Genomic DNA, 19181 nt, shown 5'->3' on the forward strand with positions numbered 1-19181 from the left:
GCGCCCCCTGACCGGGTGAGGGTGCGGCTATGCGCGGGGGGTGCTCTTCACCGCCGCGCCGGCACACAGCGTGCCCAGCACCACGGCGAGGGCGCCGATGACGATGCTGTTGACCACCACTCCCGTGTCGGGGCTGCTGCCGACGATCCACGGCGAGATGATCATCCATGCGCCCATCGCGCACATGGACCAGCTCAGGCCGTACATTCTCTCCGGCATGACGGTGAATCCGAGGGCCAGCAGCCCGAACGCGATGCCCATGATGAGGTTGTGCGTCGCGAGCGCAGACTGGCTCGTCGTGTAGTGGAGTATCCACGGGGACGCGGCGCAGTACAGACCGAGCAGGAACACCGGTCCGTCCACGAGCGCCACATCACGACCACCGAGCATGCGGGTATAGCGGTCCCGCATCTCATGTACATCGGGGTGGGTGGTGATGTCACCCCTGGTGTGCGAGACGTCAGCCATGACTCGTCTCCTTCGACTCTGCAGGTCTGACCGCGTCTGGTGCGGTGCGCGGTAAACGCCGCGTAAGTACATTCTGCTCTTATTTCTTCTTTATGTGTAGAGCTCGGGAGGGGTGGCAGGCCCGGGATGGCGGCGCCGGCCGACCCGTTCCACTGGTTACGCCGACCCGTTCCGGTGGTTACATCGAATGCCTGATCGAGGGACGGGTGACGAGACGCCCGGCTCCGACGTCGGCCTCCTGCTGTACATCTTCGCGTCGACCCGGGGCAGGCGAATGGTGGGAGAGCGGTCGTTTCGAGTCGTCGGTCGACGATGGAGGTGTCTGCCGCTATGGACGCGAAGGTGTTGGAGCGGTTTCCTGCGGGAGCTCCGCGTGGATCGTGGCCGGCGGAGGAATACGCGTCAGAGCGCCGTGCCGAGGGCGAGCCCGCGACGGTCGTCATGGACCTGAAGTCGGACGCGTTCCTCGTGGTGGTCCCGGCCGGCGAGGACCACTGACCGGGCGGTCACTCAGGGCGCCGTCTCGCCCGGCGGTGGATCGCGTTGGGCGAGCCAATGGGCTCAGCTCCCGCGCCTTGCGCACGAACACGTCGTGCAGATCCCGCGCTGCTTGTGGCACGGACTCCGCCTTGCGGCGCCGCAGGACGAGCGCCACCCGGGTGGCGTCGTCGGTGAGCGGACGGAACATGATCGCGCCTCGGCGCTCAAGCGGATCCGCCTGCTGGGCACCGGCCACCCGCACGGTCTCGCTCAACGGGGGCTGTGACAGGCGCGGTTCCTCTGCGGTCCGGCGCAGCGAGTCGAGCCGGGTCACGGCCGCGATGTATTCCAGATGTTGTGTCCGCACGGCCGCTGAATGCGGGCCCGCACGCCGGGAGTCGAGGGTTTCCCTGTCACACCTTCGTGAAATTCACTGGTCCGCGATACGAGACCGGTCGGGTTATTCTTGACTGCCCGAGCAGGCGGCTGCCACGATCGACGTCATGAAGATGCGTCTGGACCTCACGCGGCGACGCCACGTCGACCTTGCGCGTGTCTCCAGCGCCTCCTGTTGCAGCGCGGCCTGATCCCCTTCCGATCCGCCTTCCCGTCGCAGGTCCGCCGGTCGAACCCCGGACGTGATCCCCTGACGCCCCTTTCGCGGGACAGGCGTGCGTCCGCATTCATTCCGCGAGTTCGGTGACCGGCGGCTCCACGGCATTGGAGCACGCCTCCGGAATTCGGCGTCCCGAAACTCCGCAACAGGAGTTCCACATGTCCCGAGCGCCGTGAAATTCGCCTACTGGGTCCCCGACCTCAGCGCGGGGCTCGCCACCAGCAAGATCCAGCAGCGCCGGCGCGTGCTGCCCCTCGTGCGGGAGCTGGAGTCCCAGCTTCCGGAGACCGAGCCCGAGTCCGTCCCCGTGCGCGCCTGACCGTTCACTCCGGGGCGCCTGCCGCGTGGGGGCGCCCTTCTTCCGAAAGAGGACCATGGCCACCGTTCTGTCCCTCGCCGGCAGCCCTTCCGCCTCCTCCCGCACCGGCCGCCTGCTGCGCCACCTGGACGGGCGGCTGATCGCCCAGGGCCACCGGGTGATGCCGCTCGACGTCCGCACCATCCCGGCCGAGGCCCTCCTCGGTGCCGACTTCCGGCACCCGGCGATCGTCGAGGCGACCGAGCTGTTCGCCCGCGCCGACGGCGTCGTCGTCGCTACCCCCGTCTACAAGGCCTCGTACTCCGGAGTCCTCAAGGCGCTGCTGGACCTGCTGCCGCAGTACGCGCTCGCCGGCAAGACCGTGCTGCCGCTGGCCACCGGCGGCACCACCGCGCATGTCCTGGCCATCGACTACGCGCTGCGCCCCGTCCTCAATGCCATGGGCGCGGGCCATGTCGTCCAGGGCTGGTTCACTCTGGACAAGGACATCACCGTGCACGAGGACGGCTCCCTCACCGTGGCGCCGGCCGCCACCGAGGCCCTGACCCAGGTCGTCGACCAGTTCTCGGCGGCCCTGGGCCGCACCCCGCTCCTGGCGGCGGCCGGCTGAGCGCCATGAACGCCGTGACCGCTCATGTGATCGCCGACGACGCAGAGGCACTCGCCGTCGCCGCCGCCCTGGCCGAGGAGTTCCGCTCGGGAGCCTCCGAACGCGACGCCGAACGCAGGCTGCCGCGCGAGGAGCTGGACAGACTCTCCGCGTCCGGGCTGCTCGCCGTCACCGTGCCCGCCGAACACGGCGGCGCGGACGTCGCCGCGCAGACCCTCGCGGAGGTCTTCCGGCTGCTCGCCTCGGCCGACGGCAGCCTCGCCCAGATCCCTCAGAGTCACTTCGCCTACGTCAATGTGATCCGTCGTCAAGGTACCCCGGAGCAGCAGAGGTTCTTCTTCGCCGAGCTGCTCGCGGGCCGCCGCTTCGGCAACGCGCAGTCGGAAGCGGGCACCAGGCACGTCCAGGACATCCGTACCCGGCTGGAGCGGCAGCCCGACGGCTCGTATCTCCTGAACGGCGTCAAGCACTACTCCACCGGCGCCCTCTTCGCCGACTGGATCCCCGTGCCGGCCCGTGCCGAGGAAGACAACCTGCACGTCGCCTACGTACCCCGGGGCGCCCCCGGTCTCAGCGTGATCGACGACTGGGAGGGGATGGGACAGCGTACGACCGCCAGCGGCACCGTCCGTCTGGAGGGCGTCCCCGTCCCCGCCGACCGTGTGCTGCCCCACCACCTCACCTTCCAGGGACCCCAGCTCCACGGCGCGGTGGCTCAGCTGCTGCACGCCGCCATCGACGCCGGGATCGCCTCGGGCGCGCTCGCCGAAGCAGTCGAGTTCGTCCGGACGAAGAGCCGCCCCTGGTTCGAGAGCGGTGTCGAGACTGCCGCCGAGGACCCGCTGCTGATCCAACGGTTCGGTGAACTCGCCATTCAGGTAAGGGCCGCGCAGGCGCTGCTCGGCGAGGCCGCCCGCACGGTGGACGCGGCCCGCGCCGACCTCACCGACGGCTCGGCGGCCGAGGCGTCCATCGCCGTGGCCGCCGCCAAGGCGCACGCCGCGGCTACCGCGGTCGAGGTGGCGGGCGCCCTCTTCGAGGTGTCCGGAACCCGCTCGGCCCGCGACTCGCTCAATCTCCACCGCCACTGGCGCGACGCCCGCACCCACACGCTCCACGACCCGGCCCGCTGGAAGGTCCAGCACATCGGCCGGTACGTGCTCAACGGGACGAAGCCGCCCCGCCACGGCCTCCTCTAACGGACGTTCCAGATCGGAGACCCGACGTGTCCCTCACCTTCCACTGGTTCCTTCCCACCAACGGCGACAGCCGCCATGTCGTCGGCGGCGGTCACGGCACTCCGGCGACGGCATCCGGACGGGACCGGCCGCCGACGGTCGCGTATCTGAGCCAGATCGCCCGCGCCGCCGAGGACCTCGGCTTCGTGGGCGCGCTCACCCCGACCGGTGCCTGGTGCGAGGACGCATGGCTGACCACCGCCATGGTCAGCCAGAACACCGAACGCCTGAAGTTCCTGGTCGCCTTCCGGCCCGGCTCCGTCTCGCCCACTCTCGCCGCGCAGATGGCGTCCACCTTCCAGCGACAGACCGGCGGACGGCTCCTGCTGAACGTCGTCACGGGCGGCGAGAGCCATGAGCAGCGCGCCTACGGAGACTTCCTCGACAAGGACGCCCGGTACCGTCGCACCGGTGAATTCCTGCAGATCGTACGGGAGTTGTGGGAGGGCAAGTCCGTCGACCTGGACGGCGAGCACCTCCGGGTCGAGGACGCGAAGCTGGCCCGGGTGCCCGACCCGGTACCCGAGGTGTACTTCGGCGGCTCCTCGCCGGTCGCGGGCGAGGTCGCGGCCGAGTACGCAGACGTGTACCTCACCTGGGGGGAGCCGCCCGTGCAGGTCGCCGAGAAGATCGCCTGGATCAGAGGGCTCGCCGCCGAGCGGGGCCGCACCCTCCGCTTCGGCATCCGGCTGCACGTCATCACGCGCGACACGTCCGAACAGGCCTGGGCTGAGGCGAACCGGCTCCTGGACGGCTTCGACCCCGAGACCGTGAAGTCCGTACAGGCCGGGCTCGCCCGCAGCGAGTCCGAGGGGCAGCAGCGCATGCTCGCGCTGCACGGCGGCGGCCGGGACGGGCTGGAGATCCACCCCAACCTGTGGGCCGGGATCGGGTTGGTGCGCGGCGGAGCGGGCACGGCGCTGGTCGGCAGCCACGAGGAGGTCGCCGAGCGGATCAAGGAGTACGCCGACCTCGGCATCGAGGAGTTCGTGCTGTCCGGGTATCCGCATCTGGAGGAGACGTACTGGTTCGGGGAGGGGGTGCTGCCGCGGCTCGCCGCGCGGGGCTTGTGGCGGCATCCGTTCGGGAAGGATGCGGTGCCTTCGGCGCAGGTGCCGTTCGCGGGTTGAGCGGGGGTGGATTCGGCCGACCGGTGGCTGTTCGTGGTGTGCGGCTGGTCGCGCAGTCTCCCCGCGCCCCTAAGGCATGATGCTCGCCAGTGAGTCGAGATGTGCTCGGCGTGACTCGGCCGTCTGGCCCTGGACAAGGAGGAACATCCCCTCCCGTGCCAGTCGCTGGGCCTTGCTGGTCAAAAGCATCGCCCGGCCGCCGCCGGCCACCACCGCCGCGGTGGTGGCCGTGCGCATCAGCTCGAACGCCTTGGTCCTGAGCACCAGTCGCTCGTCCATGTGCTCGTGCGGTACCGGGTGGTCGGCCAGGGCGTAGGCCCGGCGGCGGATCTCGTCGAGGCGGCCCCGCAGCGTCTCGGCGGTCTCGTCGTCCAGCAGGCCGAGCGCCGCCTCGGCGATCGCGAACACCGCCGGGGAGGCATTGACCGTCTTCGTATGGTCGTTCGCCGCCCACTGCCCGTACGGCGTCCGGAGCGCCACCGCCTCCTCGGGCAGCCACAGTCCGTCGAGCTCCAGCGACACCGTGCGCGCTGCGGTGAGTGCCGCGAGCCGCAGCGGCGCCGACGCACGCAGCCCGGGCTGCTCGCGAGCCTCGGTGAACGCGAACAGCGCCTCGTCGGCGTCGGTGACCCCGGCGAGCAGCATGACGTCGTTCAGGCCCCAGCCCGTGTACCAGGGCACGGTGCCGTCGAACCGCCAGCCGTCCCGATCCCGGGTCACGCGCACCGGAGTGCGGGGATACGAGCGCAGGTGTGCGTAGGCCACCCCGGAGAGCAGTTCGCCGCGTGCCAGCGGGCCGAGCAGGCGCTCCCGCACCGGCAGTTCGGTCTTCGCCAGCGTCATCACGGGCGTGTGGTGCTGGGTCTGCACGAACCAGGTCGAGCAGCAGGCTCCGGCCAGGATCTCGGCGGTCTCCCGTGCCACCGCGCCGGGTGCGGCCGAACCGCCGTAGGGCACCGGCGCGCTCAGCCCGAGCAGCCCGGACCGCTTGATCGCCTCGATATGGCTTGCGGGCACACCCTCCTGGTCGACACGCTCGGCGTTCGGTGCCAGCAGGTCCTGTGCGAGCTGCCGGGCGCGGGCGAGGAGAGCGTGGGCCGGGTCGGTCATGAAGAGGATTCTCCCGATGTCGTCGGGTGAGGTGTCGATCCAGGGTCGTTCCGTTCGTGTAGGAGGTGAGAGAACCACCACGGTGCCAAGGAGGACGTCATGAAGTACTACCTGCTCAGTGTGATCCAGCCCAGCGAGGGCGAGCCGCCCTCGGCCGAGGCGCTCGCGGAGATCATGCACAACCTGGAGATCTTCCACGAGGAGCTGCGCGAGGCCGGGGCTTGGGTCTTCGCCGGAGGACTGCACGGCCCGGAGACGGCCACCGTCCTGCGGCCCAAGGGCGGCGATGTGCTGATCACCGACGGGCCGTACGCCGAGGGCAAGGAGTACCTCGGTGGTCTCTGCCTGATCAAGGCCCCCGATCTGGACGCGGCCCTGGAGTGGGGCCGTAAGGCGACCCGGGCCACCACGCTCCCCATCGAGGTGCGTCCCTTCATGGACTCGGCCGGGGACTGATGCCGCCCGACGCCACCGACGTCGAGGCCGTCTTCCGCGCCGAGTACGGCCGGACGGTCTCGGTCCTCGTCCGCTTTCTCGGCGACATCGACCTCGCCGAGGAAGCGGTCCAGGACGCCTTCACCACGGCCCTGCAGAGGTGGCCGGAGACCGGCGTGCCCCCGAGTCCGGCCGGCTGGATCATCACCACGGCTCGCAACCGGGCGATCGACCGGCTGCGCCGCGAGTCCTCCCGGGACGCCCGCCACGCCGAGGCCGCCCGGCTGTACACGCCCGACGCACCGGCCGAGGAGGGACCCGTGCGCGACGACCGGCTCCGTCTGATCTTCACCTGCTGCCACCCCGCGCTGGCCCTGCAGGTGCGGGTCGCACTGACGCTTCGCCTTCTCGGCGGGCTCTCCACGGCGCGGATCGCCCGTGCCTTCCTGGTGCCCGAGGCCACGCTGGCCCAGCGGCTGGTCCGCGCCAAGGCGAAGATCCGCGACGCGGGCATCCCCTACCGGGTGCCCCGCGACGCCGACCTGCCCGACCGGCTCAGCGGCGTGCTGGCCGTCGTCTACCTGATCTTCAACGAGGGCTACACCGGCGCCTGCGACCTGTGCGCCGAAGCCGTACGCCTCGGTCGTCTCCTGTACGACCTGATGCCCGACGAGCCCGAGGTCGCCGGTCTGCTCGCGCTGATGCTGCTCATCGAGGCGCGCCGGCCGGCCCGCGAGGGGGACGGCGGTGAGTTGGTTCCGTTGCCCGAGCAGGACCGCACCCGCTGGGACCGCGACCTGATCGCCGAGGGGCAGGAACTCGTCCGTCGCTGCCTGCGCCTGGACCGGCCCGGTCCATACCAGATCCAGGCCGCGATCAACGCCGTGCACAGCGACGCGCCGACGGCGCGGGCCACCGACTGGGGGCAGATCCTGCGGCTGTACGACCAGCTACTGGCGCTCTCCCCGAGTCCGGTGGTCGCCCTGAACCGCGCGGTCGCCGCGGCCGAGGTCCGGGGGCCGGGAGAGGCCCTCGACCTGGTGGACGCGCTGGACCTCGACGGCTACTACGTCTTCCACGCGGTCCGCGCCGACCTGCTGCGGCGTCTGGGCCGCGAGACCGAGGCCGTACGGGCCTACGAGGCGGCCGTCGCGCGCACGGACAGTCCGGCGGAGCGGGCCTTCCTGGAGCGACGGCGGCGGGACCTCGCGGGAGAAACCGGGATGTGACACGCGGGCCTCGCGACATCGGAGCGCGGACGGTGTGCGAGTCGGCCCGGCCGGTCTCAACCCGCCCTGCGCATCCCCTGGTTGGCCGATCCGTGCCCTTGACCGGTACAGACCACTGCGGTTGAGTGTGCCTTCGCAACCCCCCACCGCGGCCGCCCCCCACGGCGCGTGCGACCAGGTCCTGTTCCGCCGTGTCCGTGTCCGGGGGCGGCCGTGATCGGCTCGTCGGGGTTTCACAGGGCGGCAACCTCACCTACTGACGCCCGACCGTCGGCCATAGTGTCATGCACCTGACCATCGCCGAACGAAGGGCCACCTCATGCCAACCCCCCACGCCCTGCTCGCCGCGACCACCGCACTGGCCGCCGTGGTCGTGGCTCCTCCCTCCCACGCGGCCGCCGCGGTCCCCGCAGTCGGCGCCTACTACGTCCAGAGCGCCACGACGGGACTCGACGCGGCCGTCAACGGGGGAGCCGTCGAGCAGCACAACCCCAAGGGCAACGAGGACCACCAGCAGTGGAACCTGAGAGCGAGCGGCGCCTGGTACGTCCTCGAAAGCGCCGACACCGCGGGCAGCTGCCTCGGCCGCTCCGGCGACCAGGCCCGCACCGTCGCCTGCGCGAGCGCCGACGCGGCCTGGGACATCACTCCCGCCGGCAGCGACCAGTACACGCTCAAGGCACCCGGCACCGAGCGCTACCTGACCGTGGCCGCCAAACCTTCCGGGGCCACCTACCCCGCCCAGCTGGCCATCGGCTCCTCGGGCGGCCTCGCCGCCTGGTACCTGACGCCGGTCACCTCACCGACCGGCCCCATGCCACCCGCGGACCAGCGCACCCTGGACCAGGTCGCGTTCCTCACCGCGCACAACGCGTACGCCAACGGAGTCGACGGCGGCTTCGCCCCGCCGTTCGTGAACCTGGTGCCCAACCAGACGCGCGGAATCAACCAGCAACTCGCCGACGGGGTCCGAGGATTCATGCTGGACATCCATCAGACCTCCGACGGCGCGATCCTCTGCCACAACAGCTGCACCCTGGTCAGCAGTCCGGTCGCCCTGTGGGTGGACGTCCAGCGCATCGTGGACTTCCTGAAGGCGCACCCCGACCAGTTCGTCACCGTCTTCCTGGAGGACTACGTCGACCCGGGCGTCCTGCGCAGCGAACTGGCCCGGGTGAACGGCCTGTCGGACGTGCTCTACCGGCCCGACCGGACCGGGGTGAGGCAGAACGGCTGGCCGAAGATGGCCGATCTGATCGCGGCGGGCCACCGGCTGCTGATCTTCACCGACCACAGCCGCTCCTCGGACGAGTCCGCCGGGCTCACCCGCGACAGCTTCGGCGTGATGTACCAGAAGGACTGGACGGTGGAGAACTCCTGGTCCATGGGCTCGGGCATCGGCTCCTCCGACTGGTCCTGCTACAGCCGCTGGTACGACGCGAACACCAACATTCCGCTGACCCGCACCGAGCCCGGCTTCCGCCCGCTGTTCGTCATGAACCACTTCCGCGACGCGACGATCGCGTCCACGGTGCAGACCGACAACACCAAACTCGCCGACCGCGCCCAGCGGTTCTGCCAGCCCGCCGCCCGCAAGAAGCCCAACTACCTCGCCGTCGACCGCTACGACCTCGGCAGCCCGGCGTCCGCCGTGAACGCCCTCAACACGTACACCTATCCGTAAAGCACTCCATAAAGCGGGTGCGCGGGTCCGCGATGTGTGCGCATCATCCGCGGATGACCTCACAAGCGATCACCGCGGATGCCGCGGGTGCCTGGAAACTGGGCGACCTGTCCGTCAGCCGCATCGGCTTCGGCGCGATGCGGCTGACGGGCAGCTCCGCCTTCCACCTCGGGACGCCGAGCGACCGCGAGCGTTCGATCGCCGTGCTGCGGAAGGCGGTCGAACTCGGCGTCAACCACATCGACACGGCCGCCTTCTACTTCTCGTCCCTGCGCTCCGCGAACGAGCTGATCAACAGCGCGCTGGCGCCATATGCGGACGACCTCGTCATCGCCACGAAGGTGGGCCCCTTCCGTGACTACTCGGGGGAGTGGGGCACATGGGCCCGCCCCGACCAACTGCGCGGCCACGTCGAGGAGAACCTGCGCCAGCTCGGCCGCGACCACCTGGACATGGTGTACCTGCGCAGGTCGCAGCAGCGGTGGGACTCGATCTCCGAGCACTTCGGCGCTCTTGCCGAGCTGCGGGAGGCGGGCCTGATCCGTCACCTGGGCATCTCCGGCGTCGAACCCCGGCACCTCGCGGAGGCGCAGGCGATCGCGCCGGTGGTGAGCGTGCAGAACCAGTACGGGCTCCACGCGCTCGACCCGGACACGGACGAACTCCTCCGGCTCTGCGGCGAGGAGGGCATCGCATTCGTCCCGTTCTTCGCGGTTGCCGGGAAGGGCGGCGCACGCGGCCCGGCCGGCGACGAGGGGCACGAGAACGACGTGGTCCACTCCGTGGCGAGGGCGCACGGCGCCACAACCGCCCAGGTCAGGCTGGCGTGGACGCTGCAGCAGGGTTCCCATGTTCTGGCCATTCCGGGCACCGGGAATCCGGACCACCTCGTGGAGAACGTGGCCGCGGGGGCGCTGCGCCTGACGGCCGACGAGATGACCCGCCTCGACGCGCTGCACCGGCAGGACGAGTGACCGACTGACCACGCCCTGTGAATCGCCCCGGCCCTGACCGGCCGGGGCACCGCACGACCGCGACGAGGGGGGACGCGGCGCGGGTCTGCCCTGCCTGCTGGGACGTTCAGGGCGTCGAGGACGAGGCCGGCTCCGGTGTGCCGGCGCTGGTGCGCCGGAACAGCCGGGTGGCGACGTAGGTACACAGGCTGAGCCACCACAGGGCGAGCAGCCAGCCACCCAGGACGTCGGAGAACCAGTGGACACCCAGATACACGCGGGTCAGGCCGACCAGGACGGCCCAGGTGAGAACGACGGCCAGCAAGGCGCTTCTGCCACGAGGCGCACGGGCCAGGACCGCCAGGGCCAACAGCCCGGCGGTGATCGCGGACGTCGTCGTATGGCCCGAGGGGAAGGACCACCCCGACGCGTGCGTGACCCAGTCCCGCGTCCCCGGGCGGGGGCGCGCCGCCAGCGACATCACCCCGTACCGCACGGCCTGGCCCATGGCCAGGCAGACGAGGCAGGCGGCGACGGCGAGGGCCCGCTGCTGCAGCGTGCGCCCGATCAGGAGACCGGCGACGGCGGCGAGCAGGTAGGGAACGAACCCCGTCCCGGTGTACGTCACCGCCCGCGCCACCGCGACGGCGACCGGTGGGCGATGGCCGACCGACCAGTCCAGCAGGTCCTCGTCTCCGAACAGCGGGGCGCCGCCGCGTCCTGTCACGGTCAGGGCCAGCAGCACGAACGCCACCAGGGCACCCACCGCCGTCGAACCGGCGAAGTCGGCGGTGTCCTCCCGCTTCACGACGGCATGGGGAGGTCGGCGGCCGCGTGCGGTGGTGCGGTGCGCGATGCTGCGCCCATGGTGGTGAGCCCCTTCCATAATGGACGTGCGGGCCGGCTTGGCCGGACCCGGGAAGACTACAATCCTGTAGACGGTCTACGGAAATGTGGACGACGGGGGCGAGGAAGGTTTCATGGCCGAAGCGAAGGACGAGCGCCGCCCGGCGGGCGAGCTGGAAGCGAGCGTCATGGCCGCACTCTGGGCCGCGGAGGCCCCGCTGACCCCGGGCCAGGTGCAGCTGAGCCTCGGCAGCGGACTCGCCCGCACGACGGTGACGACGATCCTGTCCCGGCTGCACGAGAAGGGCATCGTCGACCGCCGGCGCCAGGGTCGCGGCTACGCCTACTTCCCGGTTCAGGACGCCCACGGGCTCACCGCTCGGCGCATGCACACCGAGCTGGACCGGGACAGCGACCGGCACACGGTGCTGGCCCGCTTCGTCGCCCAGCTCAGCGAAGACGACGAGCGCGTCCTGAGGGACCTGCTGGAATCCGGTGAGCAGTGACCTTCCTGCTGCTCGCCCCCCTGGCGCTGCCGTTTCTTATGCCTCCGCTCGCGCGGCGTGCCCTCGAACGGCTCGCGCCCGCGACCGCCCTGTGGGTGGTGACCTGCTGCACGGTCGTGCTCGCGTGTTGCTCCCTGACCACGCTCGGCGCCTTCGTCCTCGCCGGGCTGCTCCAACTGCCGCTGTTCGCCGCACTCGGTGAGCTGGTGCGCCCGCTGCGCGCAGGGTCGGACCTGTTCGTCCTGCCCGCGGCCGCGTTCTCGGTAGGTGCGCTCGCCGTGTGCCTGTGGACCGTGGGTCGTACCGTGCTGCGGCAGGCCCGGGCCTTCCGCGCGGCCACCACCGAGGCGGACCGCCGCACCACCGCGGGTGACCTCTGCGTCATCGATTCCCCACGCCCGGACGCGTACGCCCTGCCCGGGCGGCCGCACCGTATCGTCGTCACCACCGGCATGCTTCGCAGCCTCAGCCCGGACGAGCGCGAGGCGCTCTTCGCCCACGAGCGGGCCCACAACGCGGGCGGACACCACTACTTCCTGGCTGTCGGCGAGCTGGCCGCGCTCTGCCACCCCGGGTTGCGCCCTGTGGCCGCCGTCATCCAGCTCGCGGTCGAGCGCGTGGCCGACGAGGCCGCGGCCGACGCGGTCGGGGACCGGCGGCTGGCCGCCCGTGCCATCGGCCGCGCCGCGCTCGCCGCCCGGGCCGCGCACGTGGAGCGGCCGTCCTTCGTGCCCGCCGCGAACACGGGACCTGTGCCACAGCGGGTCGCCGCCCTGCTGGCGGCCCCTCACGCGCCGCACCGGGCCGCCCGCTGGATCGCCGCTCTCCTGGTCGTCTGCGCCACCATCTCGGTCTGCGCCTCCGCGACCGGGGTCGTCGGGTTCCATCACGAGGTCGAGGTCGCGCAGGGTGAAGAGCGGCCCTGAGGGCCGGGAGTGCCGATCGGCGGGCCTGCAGGCCGCGGACGCCGAGGGGCGCGGGCGCAAGGGGCCGCCGTCGGCCCTCGGCCGCCCTGCGAAGCCGCCGGTGCGACCCGCACCAGTGCACTTGGCCCGGTGCCGTACGCTACGTGTTACGTATAACCCCAGCCCCTCCGGAAGGCCCGATGAGACGCATCGCCCTGGTCACCCTCGTTGTCGACGACTACGACGAGGCGATCCGCTTCTACACCGAGGCCCTGGGGTTCCGGCTCGCGGCCGACGAGACCCGGCCGGACGGCTCGCGGTGGGTCGTCGTCGAGCCCGGCGCCGCGGCCCACGGCACGGGGCTGCTGCTCGCCCGGGCCAAGGACGAGGCACAGCACGGCCGGGTCGGCGACCAGACCGGCGGGCGCGTGGGCTTCTTCCTGCACACCGACGACTTCGCCCGCGACCACGCCCGGATGACCGCCGCGGGCGTGACCTTCCTGGAGGAACCGCGCCACGAGCCCTACGGCACCGTCGCCGTCTTCCAGGACCTGTACGGCAACCGCTGGGACCTGCTTCAGCCCGCCGAGTGACCCACCCCGCGACCCACCGAGGAACCACCGCACATGACCGACCGCATCGACACCGACACCGTCCGCCGCCTTCCCAAGGCCGTCCTGCACGACCACCTCGACGGCGGCCTGCGCCCCGCGACCCTCGTCGAACTCGCCGAGGAGGTCGGACACACGCTGCCCACCACCGACCCGCAGGCGCTCGCCGACTGGTACTACGAGGCCGCCAACTCCGGTGACCTGGTGCGCTACATAGCGACCTTCGAGCACACCCTGGCCGTCATGCAGACCCGCGAGGGCCTGCTGCGCACCGCCGAGGAGTACGTCCTCGACCTCGCCGGGGACGGCGTCGTCTACGGCGAGGTGCGCTACGCCCCCGAGCTCATGCTGAAGGGCGGCCTCACCCTGCCTGAGGTCGTCGAGACCGTGCAGGAGGGTCTCGCGGCGGGCATGGTGAAGGCGGCGGCCGCGGGCACCCCGGTCCGGGTCGGCACCCTGCTGTGCGGGATGCGCATGTTCGACCGCACCCGGGAGATCGCCGACCTCGCCGTGGCCTTCCGCGACGCGGGTGTGATCGGGTTCGACATCGCCGGAGCCGAGGACGGCTTCCCGCCCGCCGACCACCTCGCCGCCTTCGAGCACCTGCGCCGCGAGAGCGTGCCGTTCACCATCCACGCGGGCGAGGCACACGGGCTGCCCAGCATCCACCAGGCCCTCCAGGTCTGCGGCGCCCAGCGCATCGGCCACGGTGTGCGCATCACCGAGGACATCGTCGACGGCAAGCTCGGCCGGCTCGCGGGCTGGGTGCGCGACCGCCGTATCGCCCTGGAGATGTGCCCGACATCCAACCTCCAGACCGGCGCCGCCACCTCGATCGCCGGGCACCCCATCACGGCCCTCAAGGACCTGGGCTTCCGGGTCACCCTCAACACCGACAACCGTCTGGTCTCCGGCACGACGATGACCCGCGAGATGTCCCTGCTGGTCGAGGAGGCGGGCTGGACGGTCGAGGACCTGCGCACGGTCACGGTGAACGCGGTCAAGAGCGCGTTCATGCCGTTCGACGAGCGCAGCGCCCTCATCCGGGACGTGATCCTGCCCGGCTACGAGGCAGCGCTCTGAAGCAGCCCCCGCACATAGGCGGCCTGTCCGACGTGCTGCAGGTCGTCGGACACGACGCTGACCAGTCGTACGCCCAGGCTGACCGGCGGATCCCAGCGTTCGTCGACGATACGCTCGAAGTCCTTGGCGGTCAGCCCGCGCAGAAAGCCGAGCGTCTGCCCGTGCACGGCGTCGTAGTACCCGGTGAGCAGGTCGCCCGATTCCACCCGCACCTTGGCGACCTTCTGCGGGTCGTGGCCGTACCCCGTGTCCCGGCGGGGCAGATCGAGGCCGAAGCGCTTCTCCCAGCCCTGTGAGAGCCAGATCTGCTCGAGGTCGGCGGCGTCGGCGACGTGGTCGTCCTGCACCCGGGTCAGGTGCCAGACGAGCCACGCGATGGAGTTGGCGTCCTCGGCGGGGCGGGCCGTGAGCTCGTCCGGGCCCAGACCGTCGACGGCGGCATGGACTTCTTCCTGGATGCGGCTGTACGCGTCGATGAGGATGTCCTTGGCATGCATGGGTCCACCATCGCGCATCGCGGCCGGAGGCGTCGGGCGATCGTGCGCCGCGCGCCGGTCAACCGGCCTCGGACCCGTCCTTCGTACCCGCCGTGAGGAGGCGCATCAGCGCCCGGGCCGCCGGACTGATCGCCTCGTGCGGCGGCAGCAGGGCGACGGTCTCGTACAGGGCGTCGCTCTTGACCGGAAGCGACACGAGGGTGGACGCCTCCCGCTTCTGCCCGAAGTGGCGCGGGACGACGGCGACACCGAGCCCTTCGTGCACCAGTTCCAGCAGACTGTGCACATCGTTGACCTCGAGGGTCACGGTCCGCTGGACTCCCGCCTCCGTGAACACCGCGTCGGTCGTGCGGCGCGGCCCCCAGTCGGGGTGGAAGTCGACGAACGCCTCGCCGCCCAGGTCCTCGGGGACCACGGGGCCGCCCTGAGCCAGCGGGTGCGAGGGATGGCACAGCACGGTCATCGGCTCGCTCGTCAGCGGGACGGACCGCAGCTGGTCGGTGTCCGCCTGGGTGCGCACCGCGAACGCCAGGTCCAGCCGGCCCGCGGCGACCTCATCGGCCAGCGCGCCCGACCCCGCCTGCCGAAGCCGGATCTCCACGTCGGGGTGCCGTCGCCGGAACCCGGCGAGCAGCCTGGCGACGTCCACTCCGGCGATGCACTGCTCGGTGCCGAGCGACAGAGTGCCGCGCAGCAGACCCTGGACGGCGGCGACCGCCTCGTGGGCCGCGCGCACCTGGGCCAGGATCCGCTCCGCCTCCACCAGCAGGGCGCGGCCCGCCTCCGTGAGCGTGACGCTGCGGGTGGTCCGTACGAACAGAGGGGCCTGGAGCTCCCGCTCCAGGGCGCGGACCGAGGCGGACAGGCCCGACTGCGACACCATGAGGCGTTCGGCTGCCCGGGTGAAGTGCCGGTCCTCGGCGACGGCGACGAAATGCTGGAGATGGCGCAATTCCATGATTGAGAAGCGTAGACGCTCAATCCCATCCGATCCCTCTGTTGGACCGCTGCCGCGAGCGCAGGCGAGACTGGACCATCGTCAAGAAACGCCCTCTGGAGTGCACGTTGTACACGGCAGAACCCGCCCGGTACGAGGCCATGCCCTACCGCCGCACCGGACGCAGCGGCCTGAAGCTGCCCGCGCTGTCCCTCGGCCTGTGGCACAACTTCGGCCCCGACCGTCCGGTGGAGACGCAGCGGCAGATCCTGCGCCGGGCCTTCGACCTCGGCGTCACGCACTTCGATCTCGCCAACAACTACGGCCCGCCGCCCGGCGCCGCCGAGACCGCCCTCGGCGACGCCCTGAAGGCGGACCTCGCGCCCTACCGCGACGAGCTGGTCATCTCCACCAAGGCCGGCTATCTCATGTGGCCGGGCCCGTACGGCGAATGGGGCTCCCGCAAGTACCTGCTGTCCTCGCTCGACCAGAGCCTGAAGCGGATGGGCCTGGACTACGTCGACATCTTCTACTCGCACCGGCCCGACCCCGAAACTCCGTTCGAGGAGACGATGGGCGCCCTGCACTCGGCGGTCCAGCAGGGCAAGGCCCTGTACGTCGGTGTCTCCAACTACTCGCCGGAGCAGACCCGCGAGGCCGCCCGCATCCTCGGCGAACTGGGCACCCCACTGCTGATCCACCAGCCGCGCTACTCGATGCTCGACCGACGTCCCGAGGACGGGCTGCTGGACACGCTGGACGAGCTCCAGGTCGGTTCCATCGCCTACTCTCCGCTGGAGCAGGGACTGTTGACCGGCCGCTACCTCGACGGCATTCCGGAGGGTTCGCGGGCCGCGAGCGACAGTCCGTTCCTGACCGCCGACTCCCTCACCGAGGACCTGGTGCGGCAGCTGCGCGCGCTCGACGACATCGCCAAGTCCCGCGGCCAGACGCTGGCCCAGATGGCGCTGGCCTGGGTGCTGCGCGGTGGCCGGGTGACCTCGGCCCTGGTCGGTGCGAGCAGCCCGCGGCAGCTCGAGGACAGCGTCGCTGCGATCGGCAACCTGGACTTCGGCGCGGACGAGCTCGCGCGGATCGACGCGGTCATCAAGCCGTAGGGCGCCGCCCCGGCCACCAGGCGATCAAGCCGTGAGGCGTTCGCTCACCTCCCAGAGGCGGGCGGCCGCCTCCGGGTCGACCGCGTATCCGAGTACGCCGGCCGTCTCCGCCCCCTTCCGCCAAGCGGCCTGGTCCGCCTCGGCCACCAGCGGGCTGATGTCGCAGTTCTCGCAGTAGACGCCGCCCAGCCCGGCGAGCTGCGGACTGGTCGCGCACCAGACGCTGGTGGCCGCTCCCTGCGGGACCGTCTTGAGCTGCCGAGCGGGGTCCCGTACGGGGCGTCCGTCCTCGTCGACGGCGCCGGCCGCCCGGATGACGTTGTCGGAGACGTGCTTGGCCAGACCGGTGTCGATGATGGTGCCCGGGTGCACGGCGAAGGCCCGCACCCCGTCCGCCTGCCCTCGTCGGTCCAGCTCGACGGCGAAGAGGGCGTTGGCGGTCTTCGACTGGCCATAGGCGGCGAAGGGCTCGTACGGCCGGTGCTCGAAGTGCAGGTCCTCGAAGACGACGGGGGAGAAGCGGAACCCCCGGGAGGACACCGCCACCACCCGCGCTCCGCCGGTCGCGACCAGCGCGGGCCACAGACGGGACACCAGCTGGAAGTGCCCGAGGTGGTTCGTGGCGAACTGGGCCTCGTAACCGCGCGCGTCCCTGGTCAGCGGGGTCGCCATGACGCCGGCGCTGTTCACCAGAGTGTGCAGCGGACGCCCGGAGGCGAGGAACTTCTCGGCGAAGGCGTCGATCGATGCCGGGTCCATCAGGTCCATCGGCTCGACCTCGACGCCGTCGACGTCCTTCAGGGCGGTCCGGGCCCGCTCGACGTCACGGGCGGGTACGACGACCTCGGCGCCCGCGGAACGCAGAACCCGGGCTGTCTCCAGACCGAGGCCGGAGTAGCCGCCGGTGACGATCGCCACCTTTCCGGTCAGGTCGATTCCCCTGATCACGTCGTCGGCGGTGGACGCGGCACCGAAGCCGGAGGGGAGTGGCTGCTGTGCGGTGGACATGGTCTGTGTCTCCTCGGTCATTCCCTCGCGTCTTTCCTCGCGCGGGTTGTCCGGACCACCGTAGGTCGACGGTTCCGTACGATGAATGCTTGAGAGTCCGTATTACTTGCGCGATAGTTCAGACATGTCTGTGGATCCGCTGTCCGACGCCCTCGCCGTCGCCGATGCGCGCTGCCTGTTCTCCGGTGGTTTCACGGCCGGCGGCGACTGGGCGATCAAGCTACGCGGGCGGGACAAGCTCAAGGTCAACGCCCTGGTGCGGGGGCGATGCCTGCTGGTCTCCGAGGCCGGAGGCGAACCGGTGGCGCTGGCGGAAGGTGATGTCGTCGTCTCCGACGGCAGACGGCCGTACGTGCTGTGCAGCGCCCCGGGCCTGGAGCCGCTGGACTCGGGAGGGGTCGCCATGGACCCCGGCACCCGCATGGCGCGGCTCGGCCAGGGTGAGGACGTCGTGTGCGTGTCCGGGCACATCGACCTGAGCCGGGACAGCGGTGACCTGCTGCGCCGGGCCTTGCCGGAGCGAATCCACGTTCGGGCCGACGCGACCGAAGCGCCGGTGCTGCGCTGGCTGATCGGGCAGCTGGTGGGCGAGATGACGGCGGGCCGGGCGGGTGCCGGATTCGCCTCGGACCAACTCGCCCAGCTGCTGTTCGTCCAGGTCCTGCGGGTCTGCCTCACGGAGGCCGACGGGCTGCCGCCCGGCTGGCTGCGCGCCCTCGCCGACGAGCGGCTCGCCCCGGCGCTGCGCCTGATGCACGGTGATCCGTCGCGTCCCTGGCGCCTGGAGGAACTCGCCCGGGCCGCCGCCATGTCCCGGACCGCGTTCGCCCTGCGTTTCAAGGAGGCGGCCGGCGTGCCGCCCCTGACGTATCTCCTCAACTGGCGGATGAGTCTGGCCGCGCGCGCCCTGCGGGAAGAGGAGACATCGGTGGCGGCCCTCGCCCAGTCCGTCGGCTACAGCTCGGAGAGCGCCTTCAGCAATGCCTTCAAACGCACCGTGGGCATCGCGCCCAGGGGCTACCGCGACGCGGCGCGGGCGGCGGTCCCGGGCTGAGCCGCTCCTCGAGGTGGACGCTCACGGTGTCGCCCTCCTCCTTCCCGATCGCTCTCCGTACGTCGGCCCCTCGTCGGCCCCTCGTCGGCAGCTTGTGGGCGCCGTTTCCCAGGGCCATGAGCGAACTGCGGAAAGGGTGTCCGCCGATCGTCCCGCGGACCTTGACCGGGACGGCGGTGAACCGCTCGTCCAGTGTGCCGTTCGTGCTCATGGGTTCCTCCTCTTCCGGCGGTCGTCCTGCCGGCATGACTCGCGGAGACGGGATGACTCATCGGCAGCGGGAGAACGGTGCGTCGATCCACGCCCCTACCTTTATGTCTGACTCGCCTTGATTTTTCCGGTTG

At 71.2% G+C, this 19181-nt stretch carries 22 protein-coding genes and 1 pseudogene; 16 read left to right on the top strand and 7 right to left on the bottom strand.

Annotated features, from left to right (window positions below; all coding sequences use genetic code 11):
• Window positions 1-27 precede the first annotated feature (27 nt).
• A complete protein-coding gene (locus ACZ3TS_RS19390) occupies window positions 28-468 on the bottom strand; it encodes an SPW repeat protein (RefSeq protein WP_467619335.1) in 441 nt (146 codons plus the stop codon).
• Window positions 469-798: 330 nt separating this feature from the next.
• Here ACZ3TS_RS19390 and ACZ3TS_RS19395 point away from each other — a divergent pair, with 330 nt between their 5' ends.
• From ACZ3TS_RS19395 to ACZ3TS_RS19420, 6 genes are all read left to right on the top strand, one after another.
• A complete protein-coding gene (locus tag ACZ3TS_RS19395; RefSeq protein ID WP_467619337.1) occupies window positions 799-966 on the top strand; it encodes a hypothetical protein in 168 nt (55 codons plus the stop codon).
• Window positions 967-1457: 491 nt separating this feature from the next.
• A complete protein-coding gene (locus ACZ3TS_RS19400; protein ID WP_353962189.1) occupies window positions 1458-1535 on the top strand; it encodes a putative leader peptide in 78 nt (25 codons plus the stop codon).
• 201 nt (window positions 1536-1736) lie between these two features.
• Entirely contained in the window at window positions 1737-1883 is a 147-nt protein-coding gene (locus ACZ3TS_RS19405) for a hypothetical protein (RefSeq protein ID WP_467619339.1), read from the top strand.
• A gap of 55 nt (window positions 1884-1938) precedes the next feature.
• Entirely contained in the window at window positions 1939-2493 is a 555-nt protein-coding gene (gene ssuE / locus ACZ3TS_RS19410) for an NADPH-dependent FMN reductase (protein WP_467619341.1), read from the top strand.
• 14 nt (window positions 2494-2507) lie between these two features.
• On the top strand, window positions 2508-3692 hold the full coding sequence (locus ACZ3TS_RS19415; protein WP_467619396.1) for an SfnB family sulfur acquisition oxidoreductase: 1185 nt from the start codon (window positions 2508-2510) through the stop codon (window positions 3690-3692).
• 26 nt (window positions 3693-3718) lie between these two features.
• On the top strand, window positions 3719-4861 hold the full coding sequence (locus ACZ3TS_RS19420; protein ID WP_467619343.1) for an LLM class flavin-dependent oxidoreductase: 1143 nt from the start codon (window positions 3719-3721) through the stop codon (window positions 4859-4861).
• Window positions 4862-4930: 69 nt separating this feature from the next.
• On the opposite strand, the gene ACZ3TS_RS19425 is transcribed toward ACZ3TS_RS19420, so the two are convergent.
• The gene (locus ACZ3TS_RS19425) at window positions 4931-5971 is read right to left on the bottom strand and encodes an acyl-CoA dehydrogenase family protein (protein WP_467619345.1); all 1041 of its coding nucleotides are present in this window, start codon (window positions 5969-5971) and stop codon (window positions 4931-4933) included.
• Between the two features lie 99 nt (window positions 5972-6070).
• On the opposite strand from ACZ3TS_RS19425, the gene ACZ3TS_RS19430 reads away from it, so the two are divergent.
• The 4 genes from ACZ3TS_RS19430 to ACZ3TS_RS19445 all read left to right on the top strand — a co-directional run bounded on the left by ACZ3TS_RS19430 (window position 6071) and on the right by ACZ3TS_RS19445 (window position 10293).
• Window positions 6071-6427, top strand: a complete 357-nt coding sequence (locus tag ACZ3TS_RS19430) for a YciI family protein (protein WP_467619348.1) — start codon at window positions 6071-6073, stop codon at window positions 6425-6427.
• Window positions 6427-7635 (top strand): RNA polymerase sigma factor, encoded by a 1209-nt coding sequence (locus tag ACZ3TS_RS19435; RefSeq protein ID WP_467619349.1) that lies wholly within the window; start codon window positions 6427-6429, stop codon window positions 7633-7635. Before ACZ3TS_RS19430 ends, ACZ3TS_RS19435 begins: the two co-directional genes overlap by 1 nt.
• 319 nt (window positions 7636-7954) lie before the next feature.
• Window positions 7955-9319: a phospholipase gene (locus tag ACZ3TS_RS19440; protein ID WP_467619352.1), complete on the top strand. Its 1365-nt coding sequence runs from the start codon at window positions 7955-7957 to the stop codon at window positions 9317-9319.
• A 53-nt stretch (window positions 9320-9372) separates the two neighbouring features.
• Window positions 9373-10293 (top strand): aldo/keto reductase, encoded by a 921-nt coding sequence (locus tag ACZ3TS_RS19445; RefSeq protein WP_467619353.1) that lies wholly within the window; start codon window positions 9373-9375, stop codon window positions 10291-10293.
• Window positions 10294-10399: 106 nt separating this feature from the next.
• On the opposite strand, the gene ACZ3TS_RS19450 is transcribed toward ACZ3TS_RS19445, so the two are convergent.
• The gene (locus ACZ3TS_RS19450) at window positions 10400-11080 is read right to left on the bottom strand and encodes a phosphatase PAP2 family protein (RefSeq protein ID WP_467619354.1); all 681 of its coding nucleotides are present in this window, start codon (window positions 11078-11080) and stop codon (window positions 10400-10402) included.
• A gap of 172 nt (window positions 11081-11252) precedes the next feature.
• Here ACZ3TS_RS19450 and ACZ3TS_RS19455 point away from each other — a divergent pair, with 172 nt between their 5' ends.
• From ACZ3TS_RS19455 to ACZ3TS_RS19470, 4 genes are all read left to right on the top strand, one after another.
• Window positions 11253-11624 (top strand): BlaI/MecI/CopY family transcriptional regulator, encoded by a 372-nt coding sequence (locus ACZ3TS_RS19455; protein ID WP_467619357.1) that lies wholly within the window; start codon window positions 11253-11255, stop codon window positions 11622-11624.
• Window positions 11621-12550 carry a M56 family metallopeptidase gene (locus ACZ3TS_RS19460; protein ID WP_467619358.1) on the top strand — a complete coding sequence of 310 codons (930 nt, stop codon included), beginning with the start codon at window positions 11621-11623 and terminating at the stop codon, window positions 12548-12550. Before ACZ3TS_RS19455 ends, ACZ3TS_RS19460 begins: the two co-directional genes overlap by 4 nt.
• A gap of 179 nt (window positions 12551-12729) precedes the next feature.
• Complete coding sequence (locus ACZ3TS_RS19465; protein ID WP_467619360.1) at window positions 12730-13122, top strand: VOC family protein; 393 nt, start codon at window positions 12730-12732, stop codon at window positions 13120-13122.
• Window positions 13123-13155: 33 nt separating this feature from the next.
• A complete protein-coding gene (locus ACZ3TS_RS19470) occupies window positions 13156-14223 on the top strand; it encodes an adenosine deaminase (protein ID WP_467619362.1) in 1068 nt (355 codons plus the stop codon).
• Here the strand turns inward: ACZ3TS_RS19470 and ACZ3TS_RS19475 are convergent.
• The gene (locus tag ACZ3TS_RS19475) at window positions 14205-14720 is read right to left on the bottom strand and encodes a mycothiol transferase (RefSeq protein ID WP_467619365.1); all 516 of its coding nucleotides are present in this window, start codon (window positions 14718-14720) and stop codon (window positions 14205-14207) included. The two genes, ACZ3TS_RS19470 and ACZ3TS_RS19475, sit on opposite strands and share 19 nt — an antisense overlap.
• Before the next feature lie 58 nt (window positions 14721-14778).
• Window positions 14779-15678 (bottom strand): LysR family transcriptional regulator, encoded by a 900-nt coding sequence (locus tag ACZ3TS_RS19480; RefSeq protein ID WP_467619367.1) that lies wholly within the window; start codon window positions 15676-15678, stop codon window positions 14779-14781.
• A 107-nt stretch (window positions 15679-15785) separates the two neighbouring features.
• Here ACZ3TS_RS19480 and mgrA point away from each other — a divergent pair, with 107 nt between their 5' ends.
• A complete protein-coding gene (gene mgrA, locus ACZ3TS_RS19485; RefSeq protein ID WP_467619369.1) occupies window positions 15786-16775 on the top strand; it encodes an L-glyceraldehyde 3-phosphate reductase in 990 nt (329 codons plus the stop codon).
• A 24-nt stretch (window positions 16776-16799) separates the two neighbouring features.
• Here the strand turns inward: mgrA and ACZ3TS_RS19490 are convergent, their stop codons facing one another.
• Window positions 16800-17804 carry an oxidoreductase gene (locus ACZ3TS_RS19490; protein ID WP_467619372.1) on the bottom strand — a complete coding sequence of 335 codons (1005 nt, stop codon included), beginning with the start codon at window positions 17802-17804 and terminating at the stop codon, window positions 16800-16802.
• 103 nt (window positions 17805-17907) lie between these two features.
• Between ACZ3TS_RS19490 and ACZ3TS_RS19495 the strand changes: the two genes are divergently transcribed.
• Window positions 17908-18837 carry an AraC family transcriptional regulator gene (locus tag ACZ3TS_RS19495; protein WP_467619373.1) on the top strand — a complete coding sequence of 310 codons (930 nt, stop codon included), beginning with the start codon at window positions 17908-17910 and terminating at the stop codon, window positions 18835-18837.
• On the opposite strand, the pseudogene ACZ3TS_RS19500 reads toward ACZ3TS_RS19495, so the two are convergent.
• Window positions 18836-19048 (bottom strand): annotated as a pseudogene (locus tag ACZ3TS_RS19500) (DUF1905 domain-containing protein); the annotation flags it as partial. The gene ACZ3TS_RS19495 and the pseudogene ACZ3TS_RS19500 overlap by 2 nt on opposite strands.
• Window positions 19049-19181: the final 133 nt, after the last annotated feature.

This window comes from Streptomyces sp. NPDC022910, assembly GCF_055561075.1.

Excerpts from the sequence above, each read along its gene's own strand:
- ACZ3TS_RS19390 (WP_467619335.1), bottom strand. The coding sequence starts at position 468 with ATGGCTGACGTCTCGCACACCAGGGGTGACATCACCACCCACCCCGAT.
- ACZ3TS_RS19395 (WP_467619337.1), top strand. The coding sequence starts at position 799 with ATGGACGCGAAGGTGTTGGAGCGGTTTCCTGCGGGAGCTCCGCGTGGA.
- ACZ3TS_RS19400 (WP_353962189.1), top strand. The coding sequence starts at position 1,458 with ATGCGTCTGGACCTCACGCGGCGACGCCACGTCGACCTTGCGCGTGTC.
- ssuE (WP_467619341.1), top strand. The coding sequence starts at position 1,939 with ATGGCCACCGTTCTGTCCCTCGCCGGCAGCCCTTCCGCCTCCTCCCGC.
- ACZ3TS_RS19425 (WP_467619345.1), bottom strand. The coding sequence starts at position 5,971 with ATGACCGACCCGGCCCACGCTCTCCTCGCCCGCGCCCGGCAGCTCGCA.
- ACZ3TS_RS19430 (WP_467619348.1), top strand. The coding sequence starts at position 6,071 with ATGAAGTACTACCTGCTCAGTGTGATCCAGCCCAGCGAGGGCGAGCCG.
- ACZ3TS_RS19435 (WP_467619349.1), top strand. The coding sequence starts at position 6,427 with ATGCCGCCCGACGCCACCGACGTCGAGGCCGTCTTCCGCGCCGAGTAC.
- ACZ3TS_RS19440 (WP_467619352.1), top strand. The coding sequence starts at position 7,955 with ATGCCAACCCCCCACGCCCTGCTCGCCGCGACCACCGCACTGGCCGCC.
- ACZ3TS_RS19445 (WP_467619353.1), top strand. The coding sequence starts at position 9,373 with ATGACCTCACAAGCGATCACCGCGGATGCCGCGGGTGCCTGGAAACTG.
- ACZ3TS_RS19455 (WP_467619357.1), top strand. The coding sequence starts at position 11,253 with ATGGCCGAAGCGAAGGACGAGCGCCGCCCGGCGGGCGAGCTGGAAGCG.
- ACZ3TS_RS19465 (WP_467619360.1), top strand. The coding sequence starts at position 12,730 with ATGAGACGCATCGCCCTGGTCACCCTCGTTGTCGACGACTACGACGAG.
- ACZ3TS_RS19470 (WP_467619362.1), top strand. The coding sequence starts at position 13,156 with ATGACCGACCGCATCGACACCGACACCGTCCGCCGCCTTCCCAAGGCC.
- ACZ3TS_RS19475 (WP_467619365.1), bottom strand. The coding sequence starts at position 14,720 with ATGCATGCCAAGGACATCCTCATCGACGCGTACAGCCGCATCCAGGAA.
- ACZ3TS_RS19480 (WP_467619367.1), bottom strand. The coding sequence starts at position 15,678 with ATGGAATTGCGCCATCTCCAGCATTTCGTCGCCGTCGCCGAGGACCGG.
- ACZ3TS_RS19490 (WP_467619372.1), bottom strand. The coding sequence starts at position 17,804 with ATGACCGAGGAGACACAGACCATGTCCACCGCACAGCAGCCACTCCCC.
- ACZ3TS_RS19495 (WP_467619373.1), top strand. The coding sequence starts at position 17,908 with ATGTCTGTGGATCCGCTGTCCGACGCCCTCGCCGTCGCCGATGCGCGC.